The sequence below is a fragment of the Streptomyces sp. NPDC001852 genome, assembly GCF_042891825.1.
In the GTDB taxonomy this organism is placed as follows: Bacteria; Actinomycetota; Actinomycetes; order Streptomycetales; family Streptomycetaceae; genus Streptomyces.
The window spans coordinates 98,729-124,348 of sequence record NZ_JBIATN010000021.1 but is presented as its reverse complement, the minus strand read 5'-3'; the positions used below and the strand labels follow the sequence as shown (position 1 = coordinate 124,348).

At 68.8% G+C, this 25,620-nt stretch carries 22 protein-coding genes; 10 read left to right on the top strand and 12 right to left on the bottom strand.

Going from position 1 to position 25,620, the window contains the following annotated elements:
• Positions 1-586: 586 nt before the first annotated feature.
• Complete coding sequence (gene dnaA / locus ACFYZB_RS31230) at positions 587-2,596, bottom strand: chromosomal replication initiator protein DnaA (protein WP_388764282.1); 2,010 nt, start codon at positions 2,594-2,596, stop codon at positions 587-589.
• 396 nt (positions 2,597-2,992) lie between these two features.
• Between dnaA and rpmH the strand changes: the two genes are divergently transcribed.
• The 9 genes from rpmH to ACFYZB_RS31185 all read left to right on the top strand — a co-directional run bounded on the left by rpmH (position 2,993) and on the right by ACFYZB_RS31185 (position 9,989).
• Positions 2,993-3,130: a 50S ribosomal protein L34 gene (gene rpmH / locus ACFYZB_RS31225; RefSeq protein ID WP_003956500.1), complete on the top strand. Its 138-nt coding sequence runs from the start codon at positions 2,993-2,995 to the stop codon at positions 3,128-3,130.
• Between the two features lie 21 nt (positions 3,131-3,151).
• Complete coding sequence (gene rnpA, locus ACFYZB_RS31220; RefSeq protein WP_079048889.1) at positions 3,152-3,523, top strand: ribonuclease P protein component; 372 nt, start codon at positions 3,152-3,154, stop codon at positions 3,521-3,523.
• Positions 3,520-3,894, top strand: coding sequence for a membrane protein insertion efficiency factor YidD (yidD, locus tag ACFYZB_RS31215; protein WP_351208566.1), 375 nt, complete (start codon positions 3,520-3,522; stop codon positions 3,892-3,894). Before rnpA ends, yidD begins: the two co-directional genes overlap by 4 nt.
• 3 nt (positions 3,895-3,897) lie before the next feature.
• On the top strand, positions 3,898-5,178 hold the full coding sequence (yidC, locus tag ACFYZB_RS31210; protein WP_055707458.1) for a membrane protein insertase YidC: 1,281 nt from the start codon (positions 3,898-3,900) through the stop codon (positions 5,176-5,178).
• A gap of 15 nt (positions 5,179-5,193) precedes the next feature.
• Positions 5,194-5,706 carry a protein jag gene (locus ACFYZB_RS31205; protein ID WP_388764280.1) on the top strand — a complete coding sequence of 171 codons (513 nt, stop codon included), beginning with the start codon at positions 5,194-5,196 and terminating at the stop codon, positions 5,704-5,706.
• A gap of 117 nt (positions 5,707-5,823) precedes the next feature.
• On the top strand, positions 5,824-6,540 hold the full coding sequence (gene rsmG, locus ACFYZB_RS31200) for a 16S rRNA (guanine(527)-N(7))-methyltransferase RsmG (protein WP_351208568.1): 717 nt from the start codon (positions 5,824-5,826) through the stop codon (positions 6,538-6,540).
• A gap of 344 nt (positions 6,541-6,884) precedes the next feature.
• Positions 6,885-7,958, top strand: a complete 1,074-nt coding sequence (locus ACFYZB_RS31195; RefSeq protein WP_079133866.1) for a ParA family protein — start codon at positions 6,885-6,887, stop codon at positions 7,956-7,958.
• Positions 7,955-9,052, top strand: a complete 1,098-nt coding sequence (locus tag ACFYZB_RS31190) for a ParB/RepB/Spo0J family partition protein (RefSeq protein WP_388764278.1) — start codon at positions 7,955-7,957, stop codon at positions 9,050-9,052. Before ACFYZB_RS31195 ends, ACFYZB_RS31190 begins: the two co-directional genes overlap by 4 nt.
• A gap of 319 nt (positions 9,053-9,371) precedes the next feature.
• On the top strand, positions 9,372-9,989 hold the full coding sequence (locus ACFYZB_RS31185; protein WP_351208570.1) for a GNAT family N-acetyltransferase: 618 nt from the start codon (positions 9,372-9,374) through the stop codon (positions 9,987-9,989).
• 70 nt (positions 9,990-10,059) lie between these two features.
• On the opposite strand, the gene trxA is transcribed toward ACFYZB_RS31185, so the two are convergent.
• From trxA to ACFYZB_RS31150, 7 genes are all read right to left on the bottom strand, one after another.
• The gene (trxA, locus tag ACFYZB_RS31180; RefSeq protein WP_351208571.1) at positions 10,060-10,392 is read right to left on the bottom strand and encodes a thioredoxin; all 333 of its coding nucleotides are present in this window, start codon (positions 10,390-10,392) and stop codon (positions 10,060-10,062) included.
• Positions 10,393-10,443: 51 nt separating this feature from the next.
• Entirely contained in the window at positions 10,444-11,415 is a 972-nt protein-coding gene (gene trxB / locus ACFYZB_RS31175; protein WP_388764276.1) for a thioredoxin-disulfide reductase, read from the bottom strand.
• A 168-nt stretch (positions 11,416-11,583) separates the two neighbouring features.
• The gene (locus ACFYZB_RS31170; protein WP_388764274.1) at positions 11,584-12,510 is read right to left on the bottom strand and encodes a hypothetical protein; all 927 of its coding nucleotides are present in this window, start codon (positions 12,508-12,510) and stop codon (positions 11,584-11,586) included.
• Complete coding sequence (sigM, locus tag ACFYZB_RS31165; protein WP_388764272.1) at positions 12,507-13,232, bottom strand: RNA polymerase sigma factor SigM; 726 nt, start codon at positions 13,230-13,232, stop codon at positions 12,507-12,509. Before sigM ends, ACFYZB_RS31170 begins: the two co-directional genes overlap by 4 nt.
• A gap of 26 nt (positions 13,233-13,258) precedes the next feature.
• Positions 13,259-14,977 (bottom strand): protein kinase family protein, encoded by a 1,719-nt coding sequence (locus ACFYZB_RS31160; RefSeq protein WP_388764271.1) that lies wholly within the window; start codon positions 14,975-14,977, stop codon positions 13,259-13,261.
• A 118-nt stretch (positions 14,978-15,095) separates the two neighbouring features.
• The gene (gene murJ / locus ACFYZB_RS31155; protein ID WP_388764270.1) at positions 15,096-17,462 is read right to left on the bottom strand and encodes a murein biosynthesis integral membrane protein MurJ; all 2,367 of its coding nucleotides are present in this window, start codon (positions 17,460-17,462) and stop codon (positions 15,096-15,098) included.
• Positions 17,463-17,508: 46 nt separating this feature from the next.
• On the bottom strand, positions 17,509-19,890 hold the full coding sequence (locus tag ACFYZB_RS31150; RefSeq protein ID WP_388764269.1) for a DUF6049 family protein: 2,382 nt from the start codon (positions 19,888-19,890) through the stop codon (positions 17,509-17,511).
• Positions 19,891-20,192: 302 nt separating this feature from the next.
• On the opposite strand from ACFYZB_RS31150, the gene ACFYZB_RS31145 reads away from it, so the two are divergent.
• Positions 20,193-21,635 (top strand): CCA tRNA nucleotidyltransferase, encoded by a 1,443-nt coding sequence (locus ACFYZB_RS31145; RefSeq protein ID WP_388764267.1) that lies wholly within the window; start codon positions 20,193-20,195, stop codon positions 21,633-21,635.
• Positions 21,636-21,746: 111 nt separating this feature from the next.
• Here ACFYZB_RS31145 and ACFYZB_RS31140 read toward each other — a convergent pair whose 3' ends face one another.
• The 4 genes from ACFYZB_RS31140 to ACFYZB_RS31125 all read right to left on the bottom strand — a co-directional run bounded on the left by ACFYZB_RS31140 (position 21,747) and on the right by ACFYZB_RS31125 (position 25,537).
• Entirely contained in the window at positions 21,747-22,241 is a 495-nt protein-coding gene (locus ACFYZB_RS31140; RefSeq protein ID WP_388764265.1) for a hypothetical protein, read from the bottom strand.
• A gap of 124 nt (positions 22,242-22,365) precedes the next feature.
• Positions 22,366-23,628, bottom strand: coding sequence for an MFS transporter (locus ACFYZB_RS31135; RefSeq protein ID WP_388764264.1), 1,263 nt, complete (start codon positions 23,626-23,628; stop codon positions 22,366-22,368).
• A gap of 105 nt (positions 23,629-23,733) precedes the next feature.
• Positions 23,734-24,816, bottom strand: coding sequence for an inositol-3-phosphate synthase (locus tag ACFYZB_RS31130; RefSeq protein WP_388764262.1), 1,083 nt, complete (start codon positions 24,814-24,816; stop codon positions 23,734-23,736).
• 43 nt (positions 24,817-24,859) lie between these two features.
• Complete coding sequence (locus tag ACFYZB_RS31125; protein ID WP_351208582.1) at positions 24,860-25,537, bottom strand: PadR family transcriptional regulator; 678 nt, start codon at positions 25,535-25,537, stop codon at positions 24,860-24,862.
• Positions 25,538-25,620: the final 83 nt, after the last annotated feature.

Below are 25,620 nucleotides of genomic sequence, written 5' to 3'. Positions count from 1 at the left end.
CAATCCGGCACCTTCGTGTGACGGCTTTCACTCGAGGCGGTGAGAGGGTGCGTCGCGTTGCCGAACAGTGGACAGCCATGTGGAGAAGCCGGCGATCACTGGGGACAACCGCCCCAGGCCTGTGGGTCGTCAGTGGAAAACTTCGCCCACAGCCTGTGGATCCTTCCTTCGTCCACAGTCTGTGGAGATCGCTCGTCCACGATTCCACAGGCAACTGAGCTGGGCGGACGGCGCAGGAACAGGCTGCCTGTGGACGCCGTTCGGGACAACTCCACAGTCCCCAGGATGTGGACGGAAGAAACTCAGCGAATCTGTGGAGAGTGGCCGTAACCAGGCAGGTAATCGAACACCCGATGGCGATCGAGGAACACGCCACAGCCTGCGGACACGCGCGCGCAGCCGCTGCACGGGTCGGCGCAGCAGCAGCACCTTGCCGGCGCCGGTGAGCGACCAACCCGGCCCGCACGCCCGCACCGGGCGCCCCCAGGGACACAGGCTGCTGTGGACCGTCATGCCAGAGGGCGCCCCCGGGACACGTGTCCCGAGGGCGCCCTCGACGTCGCCGTACAGCCGGCGTCAGCGCACGTCAGCCGTTCTTGATGCGGTTCGTCAGCTCGGTGACCTGGTTGTAGATGGACCGTCGCTCGGCCATCAGCGCACGGATCTTGCGGTCGGCGTGCATGACGGTGGTGTGGTCGCGCCCGCCGAACTGCGCGCCGATCTTCGGCAGCGACAGATCGGTCAGCTCCCGGCACAGGTACATGGCGATCTGCCGCGCGGTGACCAGTGCGCGCCCGCGCGAGGTGCCGCACAGGTCGTCCACGGTCAGTCCGAAGTAGTCCGCGGTCGCCGCCATGATCGCCGTGGCCGTGATCTCCGGAGCGGAATCCTCCCCGCCGGGGATCAGGTCCTTCAGGACGATCTCGGTCAGGCCGAGGTCGACCGGCTGCCGGTTGAGCGAGGCGAACGCCGTCACCCGGATCAGCGCGCCCTCCAGCTCACGGATGTTCCGCGAGATCCGGGAGGCGATGAACTCCAGCACCTCCGGCGGGGCGTTGAGCTGCTCCTGGACCGCCTTCTTGCGCAGGATCGCGATGCGCGTCTCCAGCTCGGGCGGCTGGACGTCGGTGATCAGGCCCCACTCGAAACGGTTCCGCAGCCGGTCCTCCAGCGTGACCAGCTGCTTCGGCGGCCGGTCGCTGGACAGCACGATCTGCTTGTTCGCGTTGTGGAGCGTGTTGAAGGTGTGGAAGAACTCCTCCTGCGTCGACTCCTTGTCCGCGAGGAACTGGATGTCGTCGACGAGCAGGATGTCCATCTCGCGGTAGCGCTTGCGGAAGCTGTCACCCTTGCCGTCGCGGATGGAGTTGATGAACTCGTTGGTGAACTCCTCCGAGCTCACGTACCGCACGCGCGTGCCCGGGTAGAGGCTGCGCGCGTAGTGCCCGATGGCGTGCAGCAGATGCGTCTTGCCGAGCCCCGACTCCCCATAGATGAAAAGGGGGTTGTAGGCCTTCGCCGGTGCCTCGGCGACGGCGACCGCCGCCGCGTGCGCGAACCGGTTGGAGGCGCCGATCACGAACGTGTCGAAGAGGTACTTCGGGTTCAGTCGCGCCGTCGGCTCGCCGGGCCCGCTCGCGGGCGCGGGCTGTGCGGCCAGCGGGCCGGGGGCGCCGGTCGGGGGCAGGTCCGGGCGGCCGGGGCCCCCGCGGTGCGCCGGGCCGCCGACCGGCGGCTGCTCGGGCAGCTCGCGGCGGACGGGGTCGCGCTGGTCGTACTCGGTGCGGGAGGGGTCGTAATCCGGGCGCCCGGAGTCGTAATCGGCGCGCGGGTTGTCGTACTCGCTGCGCGGGCTGTCGTACTCGCCGCGCTGCTGCTCGTACGGCGGCCGGTCCCTGCCCTGCGAGCGGTAGTCCGAGGACGGCGAGGCGTAGGCGTCGGGTCCGGAGCCGTAGCCCTCGGGGCCGGAGCCGTAGGCGTCCTGGGACGACGGCGACGCGTACGGGTCGCGCTCGGGGAAGCCGAGCCGCGGCTGCTGCCAGCCGTACTCGTCCTGCGTGGGCCGCGGCCAGGTGCCGGGCTCGCGGCGCTGGTACTCGGAGGGATACGCCGGGCGTACGACCGGGAGCTGGTCCGCCCGCCCGGCGGGCAGCTGGTCGGCGCGGGGCTGCGGCTCGGCCGGCGGCTGCTCGGGGGCGCGGTGGCGGCCGTAACCGTCGTACGACCGTTCCTCGTACGAGGGGCCGGACGGCAGCTCGGGCTCTTCGTAGCGCGGCTTGGGCGGCTGCTGCACGGGTGCCGCGGGGGCGGGCGGCTCGCCCGCGGAGTCGTCCACGGTGATCGCGATGCGGATGGGGCGGCCGCACTCGCGGCTCAGCGTCTCGCTGACGACCGGCGCGAGACGGCCCTCCAGTACGCCCTTCGCGAATTCGTTCGGTACGGCGAGCAGAGCGGTGTCCGCGACCAGCGCGAGGGGCTGGCAGCGGCGGATCCAGTGCTCGTCCTTCCCCTCGACACCCTGTCCGCGGCCTTCTCCGAGGAGCTGCTCCAGTACTCGCGGCCACACTGCGGCAAGATCGGCGGGTACGTCAGCCACAGGGCACGCTCTCTCACAGGTCCCACGAACGTGTGATCGCGGGACGGGTCGGGGGGTACTTCGGGTGTGCGGTGGGTCAAACCCGCCGGGGCGGGGGACAAAAGAACGAATCGGAGTTCAGCCACGGTAGTCAGCGCGGCGGGTGCGGTTCAAGTTGTTGTCCCCAGCCTGTGGATAGTGTCTCTCCGTGACCCCCGGTTTGACCGGACGGCGCGGCCCCGCGTACCGTAACCAGGTCGAGTTGTCGATGGCTGCTGCCGCCTGCCTCCGATGGGCACAGGTCACGTCAGGTGATCGGGAAGCGGTGCACTCGGGCGTGACGCGAGCTACTCGTGGGCGCACGGTGACAGCCAAGACGGCACCCCGCAACTACCGATTTCTTTCTGGAGCCCCCGAGTGAGCAAGCGCACCTTCCAGCCGAACAACCGTCGTCGCGCGAAGACCCACGGCTTCCGGCTGCGTATGCGCACCCGTGCCGGCCGCGCGATTCTCGCGTCCCGCCGCAGCAAGGGTCGCGCCCGCCTGTCCGCCTGATCCCGATCAGGTCATGACGTCGTGCTGCCTACCGAGAACCGGCTGAGGCGGCGCGAGGACTTCGCGACCGCGGTCCGACGAGGACGCCGGGCAGGACGCCCGACTCTCGTCGTCCACCTTCGTAGCGGTGCCACGGACCCGCACGCGCCTGGGGAGAGCGCTCCCCCGACGCGTGCGGGTTTCGTCGTGAGCAAGGCCGTGGGTGGCGCGGTCGTGCGCAACAAAGTGAAGCGCAGACTGCGTCATCTGATGCGTGACCGAGTCGCCCTGTTTCCCCCCGGTAGCCTGGTAGTCGTACGAGCGTTGCCCGGAGCGGGCGACGCAGACCACGCACAGCTGGCCCGAGACCTGGACGCCGCCGTTCAGCGGCTGCTGGGAGGGGGCGCGCGATGAAGTACCCGCTGCTGGCTCTGATCAAGCTGTACCAGTGGACGATCAGTCCACTGCTGGGGCCGGTGTGCAAGTACTACCCGTCGTGCTCCCACTACGGCTACACGGCCATCGACCGGCACGGTGCGATCAAGGGAACGGCGCTCACTGCCTGGCGCATCCTCCGGTGCAATCCGTGGTCGCTGGGCGGTGTGGACCATGTTCCGCCGCGCAAGCGCCCGCGGTGGCACGAAATGCTGCGCAACGCTTGGCGCGCACGCAAGGCGGGGCCCTCCGCCGCCGAACCGGCCACCGAAGCGAAGCCCGGGAGCCAGTCTTCCGAGCTTCCTCCGAGCCCGGCCGCAGAGACCTCGTCCCATGCCCAAGGAGCATGATTAGTGGACACGATTGCCAGCCTCTTCAGCTTCATCACGACACCCGTCTCATGGGTCATCGTCCAGTTCCACAAGATGTACGGCGCCATCTTCGGCCCCGACACCGGGTGGGCCTGGGGCCTGTCGATCGTGTCCCTGGTGATCCTGATCCGTATCTGCCTGATCCCGCTCTTCGTGAAGCAGATCAAGTCGACGCGGGCCATGCAGACGCTCCAGCCGGAGATGAAGAAGATCCAGGAGCGCTACAAGAACGACAAACAGCGTCAGTCCGAAGAGATGATGAAGCTGTACAAGGACGCGGGCACCAACCCGCTCTCCTCGTGCCTTCCCATCCTGGCGCAGTCCCCGTTCTTCTTCGCCCTGTACCACGTGCTCAACGGCATCGCGTCGGGCAAGACCATCGGCGTCATCAACCAGAGCCTCCTGGCGAGCGCGCAGAAGGCCCACATCTTCGGCGCCCCGCTGGCCGCGAAGTTCCTGGACAGCGCCGACACGGTGGCGAAGCTCGGTGCGTCGCTGACCGACGTCCGGGTCGTCACCGCGATCATGATCGTCCTGATGTCGGGGTCGCAGTTCTACACACAGCGCCAGCTGATGACGAAGAACGTCGACACCACGGTGAAGACGCCGTTCATGCAGCAGCAGAAGATGCTGATGTACGTCTTCCCGGTCATGTTCGCCTTCTTCGGTATCCGGTTCCCCGTCGGTGTCCTCATCTACTGGCTGACCACCAACGTGTGGACCATGGGCCAGCAGATGTACGTCATCCACAACAACCCGACCCCGGGTTCCAAGGCCCAGGCCGCCTACCTGGAGCGCCTGACCAAGCACGTCACGCACCACGGCAAGGTCCGCCGGCGCAGCGAGAAGGCCATCGTCAAGGCGATCGTCGCCAAGGGCCGCGACCGCAACGAGTTCGAGCGCAAGTTCGTCAACGCCCTGAACAAGGCCGGGCTCGCCGCCCAGACCGACGGCACCGTGGTGAAGAGCGTGGCCCAGGCCACGGCGCAGACCGCTGACGGTGTGGAGACCACCTCGGAGGCCGGCACCGGCACCGCCGCCCGGCGCCAGCAGCCCAAGCGCCAGTCGAAGGCACAGCGTCAGTCCGGCGGGCCCAAGCAGGCCGGCGGGTCCACCTCGCTGGAGAAGTCCGACGAGCCGCAGGACGCCAAGCCCACCGCTGCCCAGCAGGCCCCGAAGCCCAGCTCCGGCACCCGCAGCAAGGCCCAGTCCGGCCAGCGCAAGGGTGGCCCGCAGCGGCCCAAGTCCCCGTCCAAGAAGTAAGAAGGAGTCCATCCCGTGACGGAAGGCACCACCTCCGCCGCTGCCGAGGGTGCAGACGCCCTGACCCGCCTGGAGCAGGAGGGCGAGATCGCGGCGGACTACCTGGAGGGTCTGCTGGACATCGCCGACCTCGACGGCGACATCGACATGGACGTCGAGGCCGACCGCGCCTCCGTGTCGATCATCAGCGACACCGGCGGCCGCGACCTGCAGAAGCTGGTCGGCCGGGACGGCGAGGTGCTGGAGGCGCTGCAGGAGCTGACGCGCCTGGCGGTGCACCGGGAGACCGGCGACCGGAGCCGGCTGATGCTGGACGTCGCGGGTTACCGGGCCAAGAAGCGGGCCGAGCTGTCCGAGATCGGCGCCAAGGCCGCTGCCGAGGCGAAGAACAGCGGTGAGCCCGTCAAGCTCAAGCCGATGACCCCGTTCGAGCGCAAGGTCGTGCACGACGCGGTCAAGGCCGCGGGGCTGCGCAGCGAGTCCGAGGGCGAGGAGCCGCAGCGGTTCGTCGTCGTGCTGCCCGCCTGATCGGCCCCCACGTTTCACCGGCCCCGTCTGTTGAGCAGACGGGGCCGAACTTTGTCAGCCTGGTAGTTCTGGTGGCCGGTGCGTGAAGCGCCGGCGCGGTACGGAAGGACGGTCCCCGTGACGGAGGCAGCGGAGCTTCCCCCCGCGCCCGAGCAGGCGCGGGAAGTGTTTGGTGATCGCTTCGCCGATGCGGTCCGCTACGCGGAGCTGCTTGCCGAGGCGGGCGTGCAGCGTGGCCTGATCGGCCCGCGGGAAGTGCCCCGCCTGTGGGAGCGGCATCTGCTGAACTGCGCGGTGCTCTCCGAGGCCGTCCCCGAGGGAGTGACGGTCTGCGATGTCGGCTCCGGCGCCGGCCTGCCCGGCATCCCGCTGGCCCTGGTCCGGGAAGACCTGAACATCACCCTGCTGGAGCCGCTGCTGCGACGCACCAACTTCCTCACCGAGGTCGTCGAGCTGCTCGGCCTGGACCACGTCACGGTGGTGCGGGGCCGTGCGGAGGAGGTCCTGGGCAAGCTGCCGCCGGTCCACGTGGTGACCGCCCGGGCCGTGGCGCCGCTGGACCGGCTGGCCACCTGGGGCATCCCGCTGCTGCGCCCCTACGGCGAGATGCTCGCGCTGAAGGGGGACACCGCTGAGGAGGAGCTGAAGGCCGCGGCCACGGCACTCAGCAAGCTTGGCGCGGTGGAGACGTCGATCCTGCATGTGGGTGAGGGCATCGTGGACCCGATGTCCACGGTGGTGCGGGTCGAGGTCGGGGAGAGCCCAGGGGGTGTGCGGTTCGCGGCCAAGCGTGCCAAGGCGGCTCGGACGGGCCGGGCCCGCCGTCGTCGCTGAGCAGGAGCAGAGGCGTCTCTGATCCGTCCTGACGACGAGACGTACTCCACACAAGCTGCCAAACCTGCACAGGACGGAGTGTCGCGAAGGTCCGGTCGCCGCTGCTGTGCATCGTGTTTCACGTGAAACGTCGCTCACTGCTGCACGGCATCATCAGTCGTGGTCGCGCTGCGGCCGAACCCCGCGACCGCAAGCCCCTCGGCTCCCTGGGTGAGGATCCCGTCTCTCAGCGCACTTCGTCCCTGGCGCAGGGCGCTGCGCCCCTCTCCCGGGGCACCGAGTTGTCCACAGAGGTGGATTTCTCCACAGAACACCAGGCCTCACTGGTTCACGACCCCGAAGACATGGGAGGCTCTGTTCATTGCGAGCCTGAAGTCGAGGAGAGTGAATCCTTGCGGTCCGACGCCAACATCGCGGGACCGATGACCGATCCGGTCCCCGGTCCCCGTACCGAGTCGATGGGGGCGGATGTTTCACGTGAAACACCGCCTCCGATGGACGACACTCCGATCGGTCGTGCGGCCCAACTGGCGGTAGAGGCTCTGGGCCGCGCCGGCGAAGGCCTGCCCCGGCCGGAGCAGACCAGAGTCATCGTGGTCGCCAACCAGAAGGGCGGCGTGGGCAAGACGACGACCACCGTCAACCTTGCTGCTTCGCTGGCTCTGCACGGTGGCCGCGTCCTGGTGATCGACCTCGACCCGCAGGGCAACGCGTCCACCGCCCTCGGGATCGACCACCACGCCGAAGTTCCTTCCATCTATGACGTGTTGGTGGAGAGCAAGCCTCTCGCCGAGGTCGTTCAGCCGGTCCCCGACGTAGAAGGTCTCTTCTGCGCCCCCGCCACCATCGATCTCGCTGGTGCGGAGATCGAGTTGGTGTCCCTGGTGGCCCGTGAGAGTCGACTGCAGCGGGCGATCCAGGCTTACGAACAGCCGTTGGACTACATCCTCATCGACTGCCCGCCCTCGCTCGGCCTGTTGACGGTCAACGCTCTGGTGGCGGGCCAGGAGGTCCTCATTCCGATCCAGTGCGAGTACTACGCACTCGAGGGCCTGGGCCAGCTGCTGCGCAACGTCGACCTGGTGCGGGGGCACCTCAACCCCACGCTGCATGTGTCGACCATCCTGCTCACCATGTACGACGGCCGGACGCGTCTCGCCTCCCAGGTCGCGGAAGAGGTGCGCACCCACTTCGGCGATGAGGTGCTGCGGACAAGCATTCCCCGCTCGGTCCGTATCTCCGAGGCGCCGAGTTACGGACAGACGGTGCTGACTTACGATCCTGGATCGAGCGGTGCCCTGTCGTATCTTGAGGCGGCTCGAGAAATCGCGCTGAAGGGCATCGGCATCAGCTATGACGCCAGCCAGGCCCACATCGGCGTCCAGAACGACCCAAGCATGGTGGAGGGGATCCAGTGAGCGAGCGACGGAGGGGGCTGGGCCGTGGTCTCGGCGCACTGATCCCCGCTGCCCCGACGGAGAAGAACCCGGCTCCGGCCGCGCTGGGAGGCGGGGCGTCCGCCTCCCCCGCTGCCGTCCCGGTCCTGACGACCGACCGCGGGGTTGCCGCGGCGAAGGTCGCCATACTGCCGCCTGTTTCACATGAAACCGAGGAGCCCCCAACAAGCACCGTCATGGAGACGCCGGCTCCTCCGATGGGCGCGCACTTCGCCGAGATCCCTCTCGACGCGATCTCGCCCAACCCGCGTCAGCCGCGTGATGTCTTCGACGAGGACGCGCTGCACGAGCTGGTCACCTCCATCAAGGAGGTCGGTCTCCTCCAGCCGGTCGTCGTACGGCAGCTGGGACCCGCCCGCTATGAACTGATCATGGGCGAGCGCCGCTGGCGGGCCTGCCGCGAGGCCGGCCTGGAGGCCATCCCGGCGATCGTCCGGGCCACGGAGGACGAGAAGCTTCTCCTGGACGCGCTGCTGGAGAACCTCCACCGCGCGCAGCTGAACCCGCTGGAAGAGGCGGCTGCCTACGATCAGCTGCTGAAGGACTTCAACTGCACGCACGATCAGCTGGCCGACCGGATCGGGCGCTCCCGACCCCAGGTCTCCAACACGCTGCGTCTGCTGAAGCTCTCGCCGGCCGTTCAGAAGCGGGTGGCTGCCGGTGTCCTCTCCGCCGGGCACGCCCGGGCTCTGCTGTCCATCGAGGACTCCGAGGAGCAGGACAGGCTCGCTCACCGCATCGTGGCCGAGGGGCTCTCGGTGCGGGCCGTCGAGGAGATCGTGACCCTCATGGGGTCGCGGCCCCAGAAGCCTCAGCGCGCCAAGGGGCCGCGGGCCGGCTCCCGGCTCTCCCCGGCCCTGAACGAGCTGGCGACCCGTCTGTCGGATCGCTTCGAGACACGGGTGAAGGTCGACCTGGGCCAGAAGAAGGGCAAGATCACCGTCGAGTTCGCCTCGGTGGACGATCTTCAGCGGATCCTCAGCACGCTCGCTCCGGGCGAGGGGCCGGTGTTGCATCAGGAACTACAGGACACGACGGACGACCAGGACGACTGATCCTGCGGACCCACTCGGCCACAGAGGGAGCGGGCCGTGTCCGGTGTGTGCCGGAACGCGGCCCGCTCTTTGCTTTGAGGCGCTATCGAGCGAATCGCATCGTGGATACGATGCGAAGGGGTATGGCGCATCCACCGGACAGCATCTGGATCTCTGAGTGGGGAGACGGGGCCATGCGATCGATGAGCCGCACCGGACTGGTGAGCGCGGGTCTGGGCCTTGGAGCGGTCGGCGGATTCGTCGGCAGCCTGCTCAGGGGGCGGAGTGCTCTGACAGCCGCTCGTGATGCGGCGGGCGAAGGAAGCGAGGATCAGCCTTCATGGGGCGTCGGCTCGTGCCGCTCACGCTGGACAACCTTCAAGACCTCCCCCAACGCTGCCGGTCGTGCGTCTTCTGGGAACTCGACCCCGTCACCGGAGAAGCAGCGGTAAGGGCGGGGACCTCGGCACTCGAGAAGGAAGCCTGGATCTCTGCCGTTCTGCTGGACTGGGGATCGTGCGGCCGGGTGGTGTACGTCGATGACGTACCGGTGGGCTTCGTTCTCTACGCCCCTCCGGCCTATGTCCCACGCTCGACGGCCTTCCCCACGAGTCCCGTCTCACCGGACGCCGTGCAGCTGATGACGGCGTTCATCATGCCCGGATATCAGGGGCAGGGGCTGGGGCGAGTGCTGGTGCAGACGGTCGCCAAGGATCTGCTGCGCCGGGGCTTCAAGGCGATCGAGGCCTTCGGTGACGCCCGCTGGAAGGAACCCGCCTGCCTTCTGCCGGCGGATCATCTTCTGGCCGTGGGCTTCAAGACGGTCCGGCAGCACCCCGCGCATCCACGGCTGCGCCTGGAGCTGCGATCGACGCTCTCCTGGAGAGAAGACGTGGAGATGGCACTCGATCGGCTTCTCGGAGCGGTCCAGAAGGAACCGGCGCTAAGGCCGCTGTAGCCTCAGCGAAGTGCCATACGCGAATGGGCCAACCCAGTCGGGTTGGCCCATTCGTGTTTCACGTGAAACGTCACTCGGCGATGAAGTCCTCGAGGTCGCGAACGATCGCGGCCTTCGGCTTGGCACCGACGATGGTCTTGGCGACCTCGCCACCCTGGTAGACGTTCAGGGTCGGGATGGACATGACGCCGTACTTGGCGGCCGTGCCGGGGTTCTCGTCGATGTTCAGCTTGACGACCTCGATCTTGTCGCCGTACTCGGCAGCGATCGCCTCCAGGGAGGGAGCGATCTGGCGGCACGGACCGCACCACGCGGCCCAGAAGTCCACCAGGACGGGCTTGTCGCTCTTGAGGACGTCCTGCTCGAAGGAATCGTCGGTCACATTCTTCAGGCTGCCGGCCACGGCGGGCTCCTTAACTCGATCGTGCGGTGGGGCGGGGAAAGGGGGAGGGGGTCAGACGGTGGCGGTCTTCTCGGGCTCCGCCTTTTCCTCGTCCGCGAGGGCGGAGAGGAAGCGTTCGGCGTCCAGAGCGGCGGAGCAGCCGGTGCCGGCCGCGGTGATCGCCTGTCGGTAGGTGTGGTCGACCACGTCACCGGCGGCGAAGACACCGGTCACATTGGTGCGGGTGGACGGAGAGGCAACCTTCAGGTAGCCCTCCTCGTCCAGATCCAGCTGGCCCTTGAAGAGCTCGGTGCGCGGGTCGTGGCCGATCGCGATGAACAGACCGGTCACGGGCAGCTCGGACAGTTCCCCGGTCTTGACGTTGCGCAGCTTCAGACCGGAGAGCTTCTGCTCGCCCTGGATCTCGGCGACCTCGCTGTCCCACACGAACTTGATCTTCGGGTCACCGAAGGCACGCTCCTGCATGGCCTTGGAGGCGCGCAGCGTGTCCCGGCGGTGGACGATCGTCACGGACTTGGCGAACCGCGAGAGGAAGGTGGCCTCCTCCATCGCGGTGTCACCGCCGCCGATCACGGCGATGTCCTGGTCCTTGAAGAAGAAGCCGTCGCAGGTCGCGCACCAGGAGACACCGCGACCGGACAGCGCGTCCTCGTTCGGCAGGCCCAGCTTGCGGTGCTGGGAGCCGGTGGTGACGATGACGGCCTTCGCCTTGTGGACGGTGCCTGCGGTGTCGGTGACGGTCTTGATCTCACCGCTGAGGTCGACGGAGACGATGTCGTCCGGGATGAGCTCGGCGCCGAAGCGCTCGGCCTGCGCCCGCATGTTGTCCATCAGCTCGGGGCCCATGATGCCGTCGCGGAAGCCCGGGAAGTTCTCCACCTCGGTGGTGTTCATCAGCGCGCCACCGGCGGTGACGGCGCCCTCGAACACCAGGGGCTTCAGCGACGCGCGCGCGGTGTAGAGCGCCGCCGTGTAGCCGGCGGGCCCGGAGCCGATGATGATCACGTTACGGACGTCGCTCACGGCTTGATTCCTCGTCTCTGGTCTGCGTCAGTCGACCGGTGGGAGACCCTTCCAGGACTCTCACCCCACCCAACGGATCCTACGGGGCCCGCATTCCCGGTGTGTCGGGGCACACGCATGCGCCGGGTGACAGCGGGAGCGGCCCGGCAGACTCAGGGAGGGGCGGACTCAGGGACGTGGGAAGGAATGCTTCAGAAGAACCGTGCCGGCGGAGCCGGGCTGCTGCCGGATGCAGGCCGCATCGACGATGTAAACCGTCACGCGCGCGCTGTCGGTGGCATCGGGCACCACGACCAGATAGGCGGACTTACCGTCGTACGTTCCCGTCTTGGCGCCCAGCACGTTGTCGCCCCGGTGGAGCGTGGCTCGGACGCAGTCGGGGACGGCGACGTCGGTCTGGAGCAGGGTGTTCGCGCTCTCGGTCGATTGAGGGGTGTTCTGCTCGGACTGGTGGCCCGATCGAGGCTGCTGGCCCTGCTGCGGGTACTTCTTGGTGGTGAGCAGATCCTTCACCTGGCTCTCGACACTCGTGCCGGAGAAGGGGCCGACGGAAGGCGTCGGCTTTCCATGGGCGGTGGTGTCGGAGGAGTGATCACCGAACGACTGCAGTACCAGGGACCCCACTCCGAGGACGGCGGCGGTCAGAACAGCCCCCAGAACCACACGCCCCCGACGCCGGCCCCGCTCGCGCCCCTTGCGCCCCGGACCGGTCGCCGCCTGAGGACGGCCGGCGGGGCGGTCCGAGGGAGGCAATGTTTCACGTGAAACATGACCCTGGCCGTCCCCTAGCCTCGGGTCGGTCTCCGTGGAGGCCTGGGCGCTCAGGGGTTCCGGAGCGGAGGCGCTGAGCAGCGCCTCGGCGGCGAGCGCGGCATCAATACGTTCGGCCACGTCGGCCGGCATGCTCTCCGCTCCCGATACGGATCCCAGGAGCCCTCGGATCTCCTCCAGCGAGGCGCGGACGTCCGCGCACAGCTCACATGTGTCCAGGTGGCGCCGTACGTCCGTGCTGCGGTCCGGAGGCAGAAGGCCTTCGGTGAGGTCGGAGATCTCCGCGACGTCCGGGTGCCCGGCCGTGTCTGTCGTGGAAGTCACGCTCGCCCACCTCCGCCCTTCACTACGGCTGAATCGCTCGGTCCCGCGTCCTTGGGGCCCTCGCTCGAAGTCCCCGTTGCCGGTGGGACGGATGTCCCCTCCACCCGGTTCCGTCCCGCGCCGGGTTCTTTTCCGCTTCCGGAACCTTCGGGCCGTAGATGAGTGAGGAGAGGCATCAGCCGGGCTCTGCCCCGGGCACACCGGCTCTTCACCGTGCCCGTCGGCACGTCGAGGATCCGTGCGGCCTCGGCCACGGGATATCCCTGCATGTCCACCAGGACCAGGGCAGCTCGCTGGTCGTGCGGGAGTGTGCCGAGGGCTTCGAGCAGCTGGCGGTGCACATCGTTCCGCTCGGCCGGCGCCGAGGCCGACTCGTGCGGCTCCAGGAGCTGCTCCAGTCGCTCGGTGTCGTCGACCGGAGCGGTCTTCCGCGAGTCCACCTTGCGGGCACGGTCCAGGCAGGCGTTCACCGTGATCCGGTGCAGCCAGGTCGTGACCGCCGACTGGCCCCGGAAGGTGTGAGCGGCCCGGTAAGCCGACAACAGGGCGTCCTGGACCGCGTCGGCGGCCTCCTCACGGTCCCCCAGCGTCCGCAGCGCGACCGCCCAGAGCCGATCCCGATGCCGCCGCACGATCTCTCCGAAGGCATCAGGGTCGCCTTCCACATGGCGGGAGAGCAGATCCTTGTCGCTCACTCCGTCGTATCCGGCGTCCTCCGCCATCTGCCCCCTCCGGTCCGGGTGCGACGTCAGCCCGTGAACTTCACTTCGCCGATGGCCTGCTTGTAGCCGGCCTTGGCGTACGCGGCCGAGTCGGGACCCGAGTAGGGCACGGCCGTCAGCCACACGAGGACGTATTGCGTCTTCACTGACTTGGTGACCCTCACCGTAGCGGTGGTGCCCGTGGTCGTGGCCTTGCCGATCTGGTCCATCGAGTCCAGCGACGCGGGTGTCAGCGAGTCGGCAGCGTACAGCTCCACGGTCGTGTGGTCACCGGGGTAGCGCAGGTCGAGGGTCGCCGTCCGAAGCGTCTTGGCCGAACCCAGGTCGTAGACGATGCCGACACCTGGCTTGTAGGGCGCGATCGGGGGACCTTCGTTGAAGGTCCTCGTCCTCCAGTACGTGGAAGCGTTCCCGTCGTAGGTATTGGCCACATCGCCGGGGTGCTGGGCGTCCCCCGTGGCGACGAACTCCCGGCTGCCCTTGATGCTTATCGGCATCGGATTGGGCTTCGCGCCCCCCTTGTCGCCGTCGCCCGTCTGCTGGCTCTTGTTGGTGTCGTCGGACTTGCCGCCCTGGTCCATCAGTGCGTCCGCCAACTGCCAGCTGCCCAGGCCGAGGGCGGCGATGAGGAGGGCGGACACGGCCCATTTCAGAACCTTCCCGGTACGGCTCTGCAGCGGGGGCGGCGGCGTGGTGATCGGCTGGGGGGCGCCGGGGTGCGGTGCCGGGCGGCCGTACGTGCCCTGCTGGTAGGTCGTGCGCTGGTACTCCGGCGGGGCCGTGAACGCAGGCTCCGGCGGGCGGATGCGCGGCATCTCGCCGATCGCCTTCACCAGCTCCTCCGGCGTGGTGCACGGGGTCTCGTGACGGGAGGCGGTGGCACCGTCGTTGGCGAGCGCGCGCATGGCCAGTTCGGACAGGCCCCGGTGCACACCGGCCCGCACCTGGTCCGGTGCGATGAGGCCGACGCCCTTGGGAAGCCCGGACAGGCCGTACGCGTTGTTCTCGTACGGCCAGCGCTGGGTCAGCGCCGCGTACAGCAGGGCGCCGATCGCCTCGGTGTCGGTGCGCTGCGGGGTGTCGGAGCTGATGCCGCGCAGCGCGGCGTTCACGGCGAGGCCCCGGATGCGCCATTGGCCGGTCGAAGCGCGCAGGACGGCGTTGGGGTTGAGCCGGAGATGGGCGAGGCCCTCGCGGTGCGCGGCGGCCATGGCGGAAGCGACCTGACTGACCATCTGGTAGGCGTCGTGCGGCTCCAGCGGGCCGTTCGTGAGGAGCGTGGTCAGCTCGGTGGCGTCGGGCAGCCACTCGTGTACGACGTAGACGAGGTCGTTCTCCTCGACGGCGTCGAGGACCTGGACGAAACGGGGGTCGCCGAGCAGTGCGGAGGAACGGGCGGCGGCGAGGACGGAACGGGCCCGCACGTGCTCCGCGGGCAGGATGTGGACGCCGACGGCGCGACGGAGCTTCTCGTCGACCGCACGCCAGCTGCTGAATCCGTCCAGACGGGTGACGCACTCCTCCAGTCGGTAGCGTCTGGCGAGTTTGTGACCGCTGTGCAGTTCGGGAGGCGAGGCCTTCTGCAGGGAGCCCTCGGGCCCGACCCCCTGTGCCTCGTCGCTGTCCGTGTCCCGCTCCGGGTTCTTGGCCACCCCGTCGGCCGTGGACTGGTCCGCCTTGGCGGTCAGCGGCTGCTCGCCGCTGTTGTCTGCCACGTCGACGGCAGCTGTGCTCCGTTCCGCCACCGTCGTCCCTGCCTCCCCATCCGTTGCACGCTGTCCGACGCCGAAACCAATTGTGCCCACAGTCCGCCGCTATGCACGACACGCGGCGGCGGACGATGGTTGTGCGCCTACCCCCGCCTCAGCGGCCCAGACGCCCGCGGACCATGCCCACGAGCGAATTGAGTTCCTCGATGCGCATCCGGCGGGCGGCGACGAAAAAGATGCCGAGCAGGACGGCACCACCGGCGATCAGCGCGGCGAAGGATCCGACGACGCCCTGGCCGAGGGTGTGCCCGATGCCGTAACAGGCGGCGCCGCTGAGCAGGGCCGCCGGCACCGAGGCGATGCACAGGCGCGCGTACGTGCGCATCACCCTGGCGCCGTCCAGGTCACCGCCCAGCCGCTTGCGCAGCCGCCGCCAGGCGACGCCCACACCGATCGCGTAGGCCAGGCCGTACGCGGCTGCCATGCCCGCGACCGCCCAACGGGCGGGCAGCAGGAAGTAGCAGAGCGCCGAGGCGCCCGCGTTGACGGCGGCGACGATGACGGTGTTGTAGAACGGCGTGCGGGTGTCCTCGTAGGCGTAGAAGGCGCGCAGGACGACGTACTGCACCGAGTACGGGATCAGGCCGAGGCCGAAGGCCATCAGCATGTAACCCATGTTGGTGGCCTCGCCGGTGCCCGAGGAGCCGAAGATCAGCGTACACATCGGGATGCCGAGCGCGAGGAAGCCGAAGGCGATCGGCACGATGGCCACCGCGGTGGTCCGCATGCCCTGGGAGATGTCGTCGCGGACCGCGCCGGCGTCGCCCTCGGCGGCCGAGCGCGAGATGCGCGGCAACAGGGCGGCCATGAGGGACACCGTGATGATGGCCTGCGGCAGGCCCCAGATCAGCTGGGCGTTGGCGTAGGCGGCGAAGCCGGTGCCGGCGACACCGGAGTCCTTTCCGGCCGCCGTGGACAGCTGGGTGACGATCATGGCGCCCGCCTGGTTGGCGAGGACGAACAGGACCGTCCACTTGGCGAGCATCGCGGCCTTGCCCAGGCCGTGGCCGCGCCAGTCGAACCGCAGCCGGATCCGGAAGCCCGTCTCGCGCAGGTACGGGATCATCGCCAGTGCCTGGACGACCAGGCCGAGCAGCACACCGATGCCGAGCAGGCGCTGGCCCTCCGGCGGGATGTTCGTGACCGTCATGTGGGAGTTCGCGGCGGTGCCGTAGACCCAGATGAACATGCCGAGCGTCACGATGATGACGATGTTGTTCAGGACCGGTGTCCACATCATCGCGCCGAACTTGCCGCGGGCGTTGAGGATCTGACCCATCACCACGTGGATGCCCATGAAGAAGATCGAGGGCAGGAAGTAGCGGGTGAAGGTGACCGCCACGTCATTGGCCGCGGGGTTGGAGGCGACCGGGTTGGACAGCAGGCGCACCAGCAGCGGCGCGCCGAGCATCGCGAGAGCGGTCAGCGCGGCCAGCGCCACCATCACCAGGGTCAGCAGACGGTTGGCGAAGGCCTCGCCGCCGTCGTCGTCCTCCTTCATCGCCCGCACCAGCTGCGGCACGAAGACGGAGTTCAGGCCACCACCGACGGTGAGGATGTAGATCATCGTCGGCAGCTGGTAGGCGACCTGGAAGGAGTCGCCGAGGAAGCCGAGGCCGAGCGCCGAGACGATCAGCGCCGAGCGGATGAAACCGGTGAGGCGGGAGACCATCGTGCCCGCCGCCATCACGGCACTGGACTTCAGCAGCCCGGTGGCCTTGCCGCCCTTCTTCGGGGGTGCGGCGGAGGCCGCGGGAGCCGCTGCCGGCTCGGGCTCCACGTCCCTGTACGGACCGGCGGGATCCGGCGCCGCGGCCGGGGCGGGCACGGGCGGCTGCGCCGGGTTCCCCGGGGCGGCCGCGTAGGAGGCCGCGGTGTACGGGTTGTCCTGCTGGGCGCCCTGGCCGGGCGCCGACGGGTACGGGTCGGCGGGACCGTACCCGGTGCCCGGAGCGGTGGCCTGCTGGGAGTAGCCGGGCGGGTCCATGGGCGCGCGCCCACCGCTCTGCTGCTGGTCCTTGAAGAGGTGCGCGAAGGCGTCCGGCTCGTGGTACTCCTCGCCCGAGTGCGTGACCAGGTCATCCACGCCCACGAACTGGGTCGTGCGCGGGTCGTCGCCGTACGGCATGTACGGGGTCGCGCCTTCCGGCTCCGGTGCCGGCGTCTGTGCCCACATCCGGGGGTCGGGTGCGTACGGCGACTGGGCGGGCTGTCCGTAGAGCGGCTGCTGCCCGTAGCCGCCCTGAGGGGGCGGCGGGTGCGCGGCGCGGTCGTAGAGCGCCTCGGCGACCGGGTCCTGGGCGGCGAGGTCCTGCCCACGGTAGGGGTCCTGGTCGTAGGCGTCCTGGAGGTACATGTCCGCCGGTTGCTGCGGCGGTACCTGACCGGGCTCCGGCGGTGTCTCGGGGTAGCCCGAGCCGGCCGCGCCCTGGCCGCGATCACCGTCGTACGGCGCGTTCATGCTTACCCCACCTCATCGTCCCTGGCCCCACCGGCCATGACATCGCTCAACGGTCCACTCTCTCACCCGTCCCGGACGGGTCGGGGCTTTCCGGTGCGGTGTCCGGTGCAGGGTCACTCGGGTGCTCCCGGTCGTCTGCCCCCGTGGGAGAGGCGGAATCCTCTGGTTCCTCCGGGAGACGGTCCGCGGGGGTGTCGGGGTTCCCGGGCTCGTCGGCGGCCTGCTCCTCCGCGTCGGTGCAGTTCTCCTCCGTCTGGCGTGCGGATGCCCGCTTGCGCTGGGTGTACATCCGGAAACCGGCCAGGACGAGGAGGAGCACGCCGCCACCGATGACCAGCATCACCGTGGGCGTGATCTCGGTGACCTTCACGTCGAAGCTGACGGGGTCGCCGTACTTCTGGCCGTCCTCGGTGTACAGCTGGGCGATCACCGTGACCCGGCCGTTGGCGTTGGCCGAGGTGGTGAACTTCACGGACTGGCTGTGCCCGCCGGAGATCTCCACCGGCTGCTCGTAGTATGCCTTGCCGCCGATCTTCAGACGGGTCGGCATGGTCGAGGTGAGGCGCAGGACCAGATGGCCGACCGGCTGGACGAGGTTGTTCTGGACGGTCACCGGGATGGTGGCGCTGCGTCCCGAGAGCTTGGTCTCCGACTTGTCGATCAGCTTGACCTGGTCGGCCAGCTCGTCGAGCCATCCCTCCACGCCGTCGCGGTAGCTCTGCGCGTGCCAGCTCCGGCCGGTCCACGACGTGGACATCTCACGGTTTATGGCCCGCCCGAACGGCGTGACGACGCGGGACTGGTCGGAGAGGATCACCTGGAAGCTGCCGAGCTTGTCCTGGGTGCGTGCGATCTGCTCGAAGGCGGTCCGCGGCAGTTCCTGCGAGCGCAGCGAGGAGGGGTAGGCGGACTCCGACGGGATGTGGGTGGTGGCGTTCGGGTCCGGCTTGTCCTTGGCCGCGGTGGAGAGGTCCTGGGACTGGGACCAGTTCCCGCCCTGGAGGGCCTTCAGCGCCGCTGCCATCGCCTGGGCCTGGCTCGCGGTGGGCATGCGCTGCGGGGCGACCACGATGCTGCGCTGCTTGTCCGTCTGCGCGTTCACCTCGAGGCTCTGCGCCAGGAACTCCTGTACCGCGAGCGTGGCCGTGTCCGCCTTCGTCAGATCGCCCTCGAAGGCCGTGGACAGCCGGGCGTCGGAGACCACCGCCGTGGTGCCGCCGCCGACCGGGCGGGCGGCGGAAGGCGTGTACGGCAGCCCGGCGGTCTCCTCGAGGCTGTCACTGCGGGCGATCACGCGGTCGGCCCCGGCGGAGGTCGCCACCTTCATGATCGCCGGGTCTACGGCGCCCTCCACCGGCCAGGCGAAGTCGGTGCTCGGCGTGACGTGGAGCACGGTCTGGACGGTGATGGCGGCGACGTCGGTCGCGTCCTTGAGGTGGCTGAGGGAGCCGGTGACGCTCGTGCCGTTGTGCGCGAGGGACGCCAGGTCCGGGTCGGCGAAGGGCAGCGCGACGACCTCCTTGCCCGCCACCGCGTCCTGCAGGTTCGCCAGCCACTGCTTGGCGAGCGCCTGGTGATCCTTCGGCCCGGGCTTGGTGGTGCCACCGTCCCCCGGCAGCCGGTAGTTGCCGGTGGCCATAGCGTCCACGGAAGCCAGCAGGTCCGGGTCGATCACCCAGGTGACGTCCAGTTCCTTGCCCAGTTCCACCATCTGGGCCAGCCGGCCGCCCGGCGCGAGGTCCTTGGCCAGGTCGTCGTTGAGGAACACGGGCGTCTGGAGCTCGCCGGCGCCCGTCTTGGCCGTCATGTGGACCGTGGAGATCAGCGGCCACAAATACGTCGTCTTCGTCTTGGTGTCGGCGTCGGACGGCTGCCACGGCAGGAACGTCCGCTGGATGCCGAGCACCTGGTCCCAGGGCTGGGCGGCGGTCCGGCCGGAGAGGGAGACACCGAACTCGTAGACGCCGTCGTCACCGAGGTCGAGCTTGTCCACGGGGACGGAGATGCTGAAGTGCTCGGCGACGCCCGGGGACAGCTTGGCGAACTTCTCCACGTACTTGCCGCCGACCTCGGAGCCGGTTTCACCCGATGGGTCGTCGGGGTGCTGGGCGACGGAGTCGATCGCCGAGCGAGTGGTCAGCATGGGGCCCACCTGCAGGCCCACGTGCGCGCCCGTGACGGCCTGCCTGCCGTTGTTGGTCACGGTGCCCGACACGGTCAGCGTGTCCCCGTCCGTGGGAGCGCTGGGGGTCAGTGAGTCCAGGGAGACGGACACCGCGTCCGAGGAGGCGGCCGCAGCGGGCGCCGCGGCGGGTAGCTGGAGCAGCCCGGTCAGCAGCGGCGCACCAGCGAGCAGCGCGCCGGCGCGTCGCAGCCACCGGCGGGCAGGTGAGGCACTGGTCCCCTGGAATTCAGCCGCCTCGGCCACGCGCTCGCCCGTCCCTCGTCGTCGTCAGTGGTCGTCGGAATGTGCGTCCACGCATGGTAACGATGCGCGCTGAGGGGAAGTGCCGCGGTCTCCGTCACAAGATCGAAGAACACACGGCGACCTGTCCTCTATATCCAGTATCGAGGGGAGAGCTTCCGTACGCCGTAAGAGCAGACCTTGCGCGGGTATGCCGGCAGCTGTCCGCGGTCCCTCTCTCCGGGCCCGTCCTTGGTCTTCGCCCGCCGGCCCCGGACGAAAATGGAGGCCGCCCCTGGTCGCCGGGGCACGTACCCTTTTCTGTTGTGCCGAACCCCAACGAAGACACTCCCTCTGCCCTGAGCCAGGCGCAGCAGCGCGCGGTCGCCGAGCTGCTGCGGGTGGCCCCTGTTGCCGACGATCTCGCCCGCCGATTCCAGGCGGCCGGGTTCTCCCTCGCCCTGGTCGGCGGGTCGGTACGTGACGCGCTGCTCGGCCGGCTGGGCAACGACCTGGACTTCACGACCGACGCCTGCCCCGAGGACGTTCTGAAGATCGTCCGCCCCTGGGCGGACGCCGTCTGGGAGGTCGGTATCGCCTTCGGCACCGTCGGCGCGCAGAAGGACGGCTATCAGATCGAGGTCACCACCTACCGGTCGGAGGCCTACGACCGCACCTCGCGAAAGCCCGAGGTGTCGTACGGCGACTCCATCGAGGAGGATCTGGTCCGCCGGGACTTCACGGTCAACGCCATGGCCGTGGCACTGCCGGCGAAGGAGTTCATCGACCCGCACGGAGGCCTGGAGGATCTTGCGGCGCGTGTGCTGCGGACGCCGGGCACGCCGGAGGAGTCCTTCTCGGACGATCCGCTGCGCATGATGCGGGCCGCCCGGTTCGCCGCCCAGCTGGACTTCACGGTCGCCCCCGAGGTCGTCACCGCGATGAAGGAGATGGCCGGACGTATCGAGATCGTCTCGGCCGAGCGAGTTCGGGACGAGCTGAACAAGCTGATCCTTTCCGCGCACCCATGCAAGGGGCTGACCCTGCTCGTGGAGACCGGGCTCGCCGACCATGTGCTGCCTGAACTGCCGGCGCTGCGCCTGGAACGTGACGAGCACCACCGGCACAAGGATGTCTACGAGCACACGCTGATCGTCCTGCAGCAGGCGATCGCCCTGGAGCAGGAGGGTCCCGACCTCACGCTGCGGCTGGCGGCGTTGCTGCACGACATCGGCAAGCCGCGTACGCGCCGCTTCGAGACGGACGGCCGGGTCTCCTTCCACCACCACGAGGTGGTCGGAGCCAAGATGACCAAGAAGCGCATGACCGCCTTGAAGTACTCCAACGAGCTGGTCAAGGACGTCTCACGGCTGGTCGAGCTCCACCTGCGCTTCCACGGCTACGGCACCGGGGAGTGGACGGACTCGGCGGTACGCCGCTATGTGCGCGACGCGGGCCCGCTGCTGGACCGCCTGCACAAGCTGACCCGTTCCGACTGCACCACCCGCAACAAGCGCAAGGCGGCCGCGCTCTCCCGGGCCTACGACGGTCTGGAGGAGCGTATTGCGCAGTTGCAGGAGCAGGAGGAGCTGGACGCGATCCGTCCGGACCTCGACGGCAACCAGATCATGGAGGTCCTGGGGGTCGGTCCCGGCCCCGTCATCGGTAAGGCGTACAAGCACATGCTGGAGCTGCGCCTGGAGAACGGTCCGATGGGGTACGACGCGGCGGTGGCGGCTCTCAAGGACTGGTGGGCCGAGCAGAACTGATCTCTGCCGAGCCGGGCGGTGCCATGTTTCACGTGAAACACCCCGCCTGGATCAGAACGTGCCGAGGGGCGATGTTTCACGTGAAACATCGCCCCTCGGCACGTTGAAGCGCTACTTCTTGTTGTCTCCCAGGCAGAGAACGAATGAGTCGCTGCCTTCTCGCCACGAGATGGCAGCGGTCGTTCCCTGGACCGACTGGCAGGCGAGCATGGCGATGCTGGTGCTGCCGTCCTTCTTGAGCACCTTGTAGTCCGCCTTCGGATCGCTGCAGTCCAGCTGCTCGATGTTCGGGTCCTTGGCGGTTCCCTTGTTCGTCAGGCAGTCGCCGACAGCCAGCTTCTGGGTGTCGTCGCTGTGGCTGCCGAGGTAGCCGCCGGCCGCCGCGATAAGGCCGACGACGATGATGGCTATGCGCACGTACAGCTTGACGTTGCGCTTCCGCTGAGGCGGCACCGGTGCATACGGTGCCGCGCCCTGCTGGGGGAAGCCAGGCTGGCCCGGCTGCTGCGGGTAGCCGCCCTGGGGCGGGTACGGAGCCTGGGGCTGGCCGTACGGCTGCTGCCCCTGTGCGTACGGGTTCTGGCCCTGGGGCGGCGGAGTCGTCACTTGGGGGTCCCCCTAAGAGAGTTGGTGAGCAGCGCACATAAGTGGCGCATAAGACGCACGTAAGCTACCGGGCACTACTGACACTCCTGTAGCCCAGGGGGACTCTGTGGCTTTGATGTGACACTCACCGGTGTTCAAAGCGGGCCATAGCCGCAGCAACTGCGCCGTAGATGACGGCGACTGTGACGACCAGCGTTGCCGAGCGTCCGTCCGGCGGCAGCATCAGGGCCGCCACTCCGGCCGCTCCGACGAAGGCCACATTGAACAGCACGTCGTACACGGAGAAGATGCGGCCGCGGAAGCCGTCGTCGACGGCGGCCTGGACGATCGTGTCCGTGGCGATCTTCGCGCCCTGGGTGATCAGACCCAGGACGAAGGCCGCGACCAGGAGGGGCCCGGTGGCGAACGGGAGGCCGAGGGCGGGCTCCAGAACGGTGGCGGCGCCCGAGCACACCACGATCCAGCGCCCCGGCCCAAGACGTCCCGCCGCCCACGGCGTGATCGCGGCCGCCGCGAAGAATCCCGCACCCGACAGCGCCAGCGCGAGGCCGAGCAGCCGAAGGCCGTTCTCGGGACTCGTGGAGAGGGCGTACCGGCACAGCATCAGCAGGAGAACGAGGAGTGCGCCGTAGCAGAAGCGCATCAGCGTCATCGCGGCCAGTGCCCCTGCGGCTTCCCTGCGCTGCGGTGCGGCCAGATGCCGGACGGCCGCCAGGAGTTCGCGTGCCGTTTCGGCGAGGGCGGTGGCCATGCGCGGCCGTACCGGCTGCCGGTCGGGACCGAGGAGCGCGCGAGGCATGGTCAGGGATGTCAGGCCGGCGCACAGATAGAGGAAGGCGCCGAGGAGCACCACCGCCGCATCGGAGTCGGACGCCACGAGCCGTACGGCGAAGGCGAGACCGCCACCCGCGGTCGCGGCGAGTGTTCCGGCGGTCGGGGACAGGGAGTTGGCGAGCAGAAGACGCTCGGCGTCCACCACACGGGGCAGGGACGCGGACAGCCCGGCGAGGATGAAGCGGTTGACGGCCGTGACGCACAGAGCCGAGACGTAGAAGAGCCAGTCCGGGACATGACTGACCATCAGCACGGCGGTGACCGCGGCCAGCAGGGCGCGCAGCAGATTGCCGTAGAGGAAGACCTGCCGACGGCGCCAGCGGTCCAACAGGACGCCCGCGAACGGGCCGACCAGCGAATAGGGGAGCAGCAGGACCGCCATCGCCGAGGCGACGGCGGTGGCCGAGGTCTGTTTCTCCGGGGAGAAGACGACGTACGCGGCGAGCGCGACCTGGTAGACGCCGTCGGCGCCCTGGGACAGGAGGCGGATGGAGAGCAGGCGTCGGAAGTACCGCAGGCGCAACAGGACGCGCAGGTCACGGACGACGGGCATGGAGCACAGCCTCACACATGCGGAAGGTCCCCGGGTCAGGGAACCCGGGGACCTTCACAGCCCTGGCAGGAGCGTTCTGGTGCGAGCGACGCGCCGTGGGGCGTCCTAGCGCTCGACCTCGCCGCGGATGAACTTCTCGACGTTCTCGCGGGCCTGGTCGTCGAAGTACTGGACCGGCGGGGACTTCATGAAGTAGGAGGACGCCGACAGGATCGGGCCGCCGATGCCGCGGTCCTTGGCGATCTTCGCGGCACGCAGGGCGTCGATGATGACACCCGCCGAGTTCGGGGAGTCCCAGACCTCGAGCTTGTACTCCAGGTTCAGCGGGACGTCACCGAAGGCGCGGCCCTCGAGGCGGACGTAGGCCCACTTGCGGTCGTCCAGCCAGGCCACGTAGTCGGACGGGCCGATGTGGACGTTCTTCTCGCCGAGGTCCCGGTCGGGGATCTGGGAGGTGACGGCCTGCGTCTTGGAGATCTTCTTGGACTCCAGGCGCTCGCGCTCGAGCATGTTCTTGAAGTCCATGTTGCCGCCGACGTTCAGCTGCATCGTGCGGTCGAGGATGACACCGCGGTCCTCGAACAGCTTCGCCATGACGCGGTGCGTGATGGTGGCGCCGACCTGGGACTTGATGTCGTCACCGACGATCGGCACACCGGCCTCGGTGAACTTGTCCGCCCACTCCTTGGTGCCGGCGATGAAGACCGGGAGGGCGTTGACGAAGGCGACCTTGGCGTCGATGGCGCACTGGGCGTAGAACTTCGCCGCGTCCTCGGAGCCGACCGGCAGGTAGCAGACCAGGACGTCGACCTGCTTGTCCTTCAGGACCTGGACGACGTCGACCGGCTCGGCGTCGGACTCCTCGATGGTCTGGCGGTAGTACTTGCCGAGGCCGTCGAGGGTGTGGCCGCGCTGGACGGTGACACCGGTGCTGGGCACGTCGCAGATCTTGATCGTGTTGTTCTCGGAGGCGCCGATCGCGTCCGCGAGGTCGAGGCCGACCTTCTTGGCGTCGACGTCGAACGCCGCGACGAACTCGATGTCGCGCACGTGGTAGTCACCGAACTGCACGTGCATCAGGCCGGGGACCTTCGACGCCGGGTCGGCGTCCTTGTAGTACTCGACTCCCTGCACCAGCGACGCGGCGCAGTTGCCCACGCCGACGATGGCTACGCGAACCGAACCCATTCCGGTTGCTCCCTGTGTGTACGAGTGAGGCCCTGAGTGGGTCTCACGTGGCGGTGTCGCCGGGCGTATCCGTGCGGGGGGTGTCCCCGCGACGGGGCAGGCCGCCCGTCGATCCAGTGGTGGTGTCCTGCTGAGCGGACCCCCCGGACGCGGAACCCTTCAGATCCCGCCCGGCCCGCTCGCTCTCGATGAGCTCGTTCAGCCAGCGCACTTCGCGCTCCACGGACTCCATCCCGTGGCGCTGGAGCTCGAGTGTGTAGTCGTCGAGGCGCTCCCGGGTGCGCGTCAGCGAGGCGCGCATCTTCTCCAGTCGCTCCTCCAGGCGGCTGCGCCGGCCCTCCAGCACGCGCATGCGCACATCGCGCGAGGTCTGCCCGAAGAAGGCGAACCGTGCGGCGAAGTGCTCGTCCTCGTACGCGTCGGGTCCGGTCTGCGAGAGCAGCTGCTCGAAGTGCTCCTTACCTTCTGCCGTCAATCGGTACACGATCTTCGCTCGGCGTCCGGCGAGAGGAACGGCGTCCTCATGGGTGCTGCCCGGCTCCTCGATCAACCAGCCGTTGGCGACCAGCGTCTTGAGACAGGGATACAGGGTCCCGTAGCTGAACGCCCGGAACACACCCAGAGACGTGTTGAGTCGTTTGCGCAGCTCATAGCCGTGCATCGGGGACTCGCGCAGCAGGCCGAGCACGGCGAACTCGAGGATGCCGGAACGTCGGCTCATCGTCGCCTCCTCTCGGTCCCGCTGATCGCTCATGCGGGTCTCGCAGTACCTCTCAGCGTCTTTATGTCGCGCTGATGTATCGA

Bases quoted from the DNA above. Each gene is read 5' to 3' on its own strand.
- yidD (WP_351208566.1), top strand. From the start codon at position 3,520: ATGAAGTACCCGCTGCTGGCTCTGATCAAGCTGTACCAGTGGACGATC.
- ACFYZB_RS31195 (WP_079133866.1), top strand. From the start codon at position 6,885: ATGGGAGGCTCTGTTCATTGCGAGCCTGAAGTCGAGGAGAGTGAATCC.
- ACFYZB_RS31185 (WP_351208570.1), top strand. From the start codon at position 9,372: ATGGGGCGTCGGCTCGTGCCGCTCACGCTGGACAACCTTCAAGACCTC.
- sigM (WP_388764272.1), bottom strand. From the start codon at position 13,232: ATGGCGGAGGACGCCGGATACGACGGAGTGAGCGACAAGGATCTGCTC.
- murJ (WP_388764270.1), bottom strand. From the start codon at position 17,462: ATGAACGCGCCGTACGACGGTGATCGCGGCCAGGGCGCGGCCGGCTCG.
- ACFYZB_RS31135 (WP_388764264.1), bottom strand. From the start codon at position 23,628: ATGCCCGTCGTCCGTGACCTGCGCGTCCTGTTGCGCCTGCGGTACTTC.
- ACFYZB_RS31130 (WP_388764262.1), bottom strand. From the start codon at position 24,816: ATGGGTTCGGTTCGCGTAGCCATCGTCGGCGTGGGCAACTGCGCCGCG.
- ACFYZB_RS31125 (WP_351208582.1), bottom strand. From the start codon at position 25,537: ATGAGCCGACGTTCCGGCATCCTCGAGTTCGCCGTGCTCGGCCTGCTG.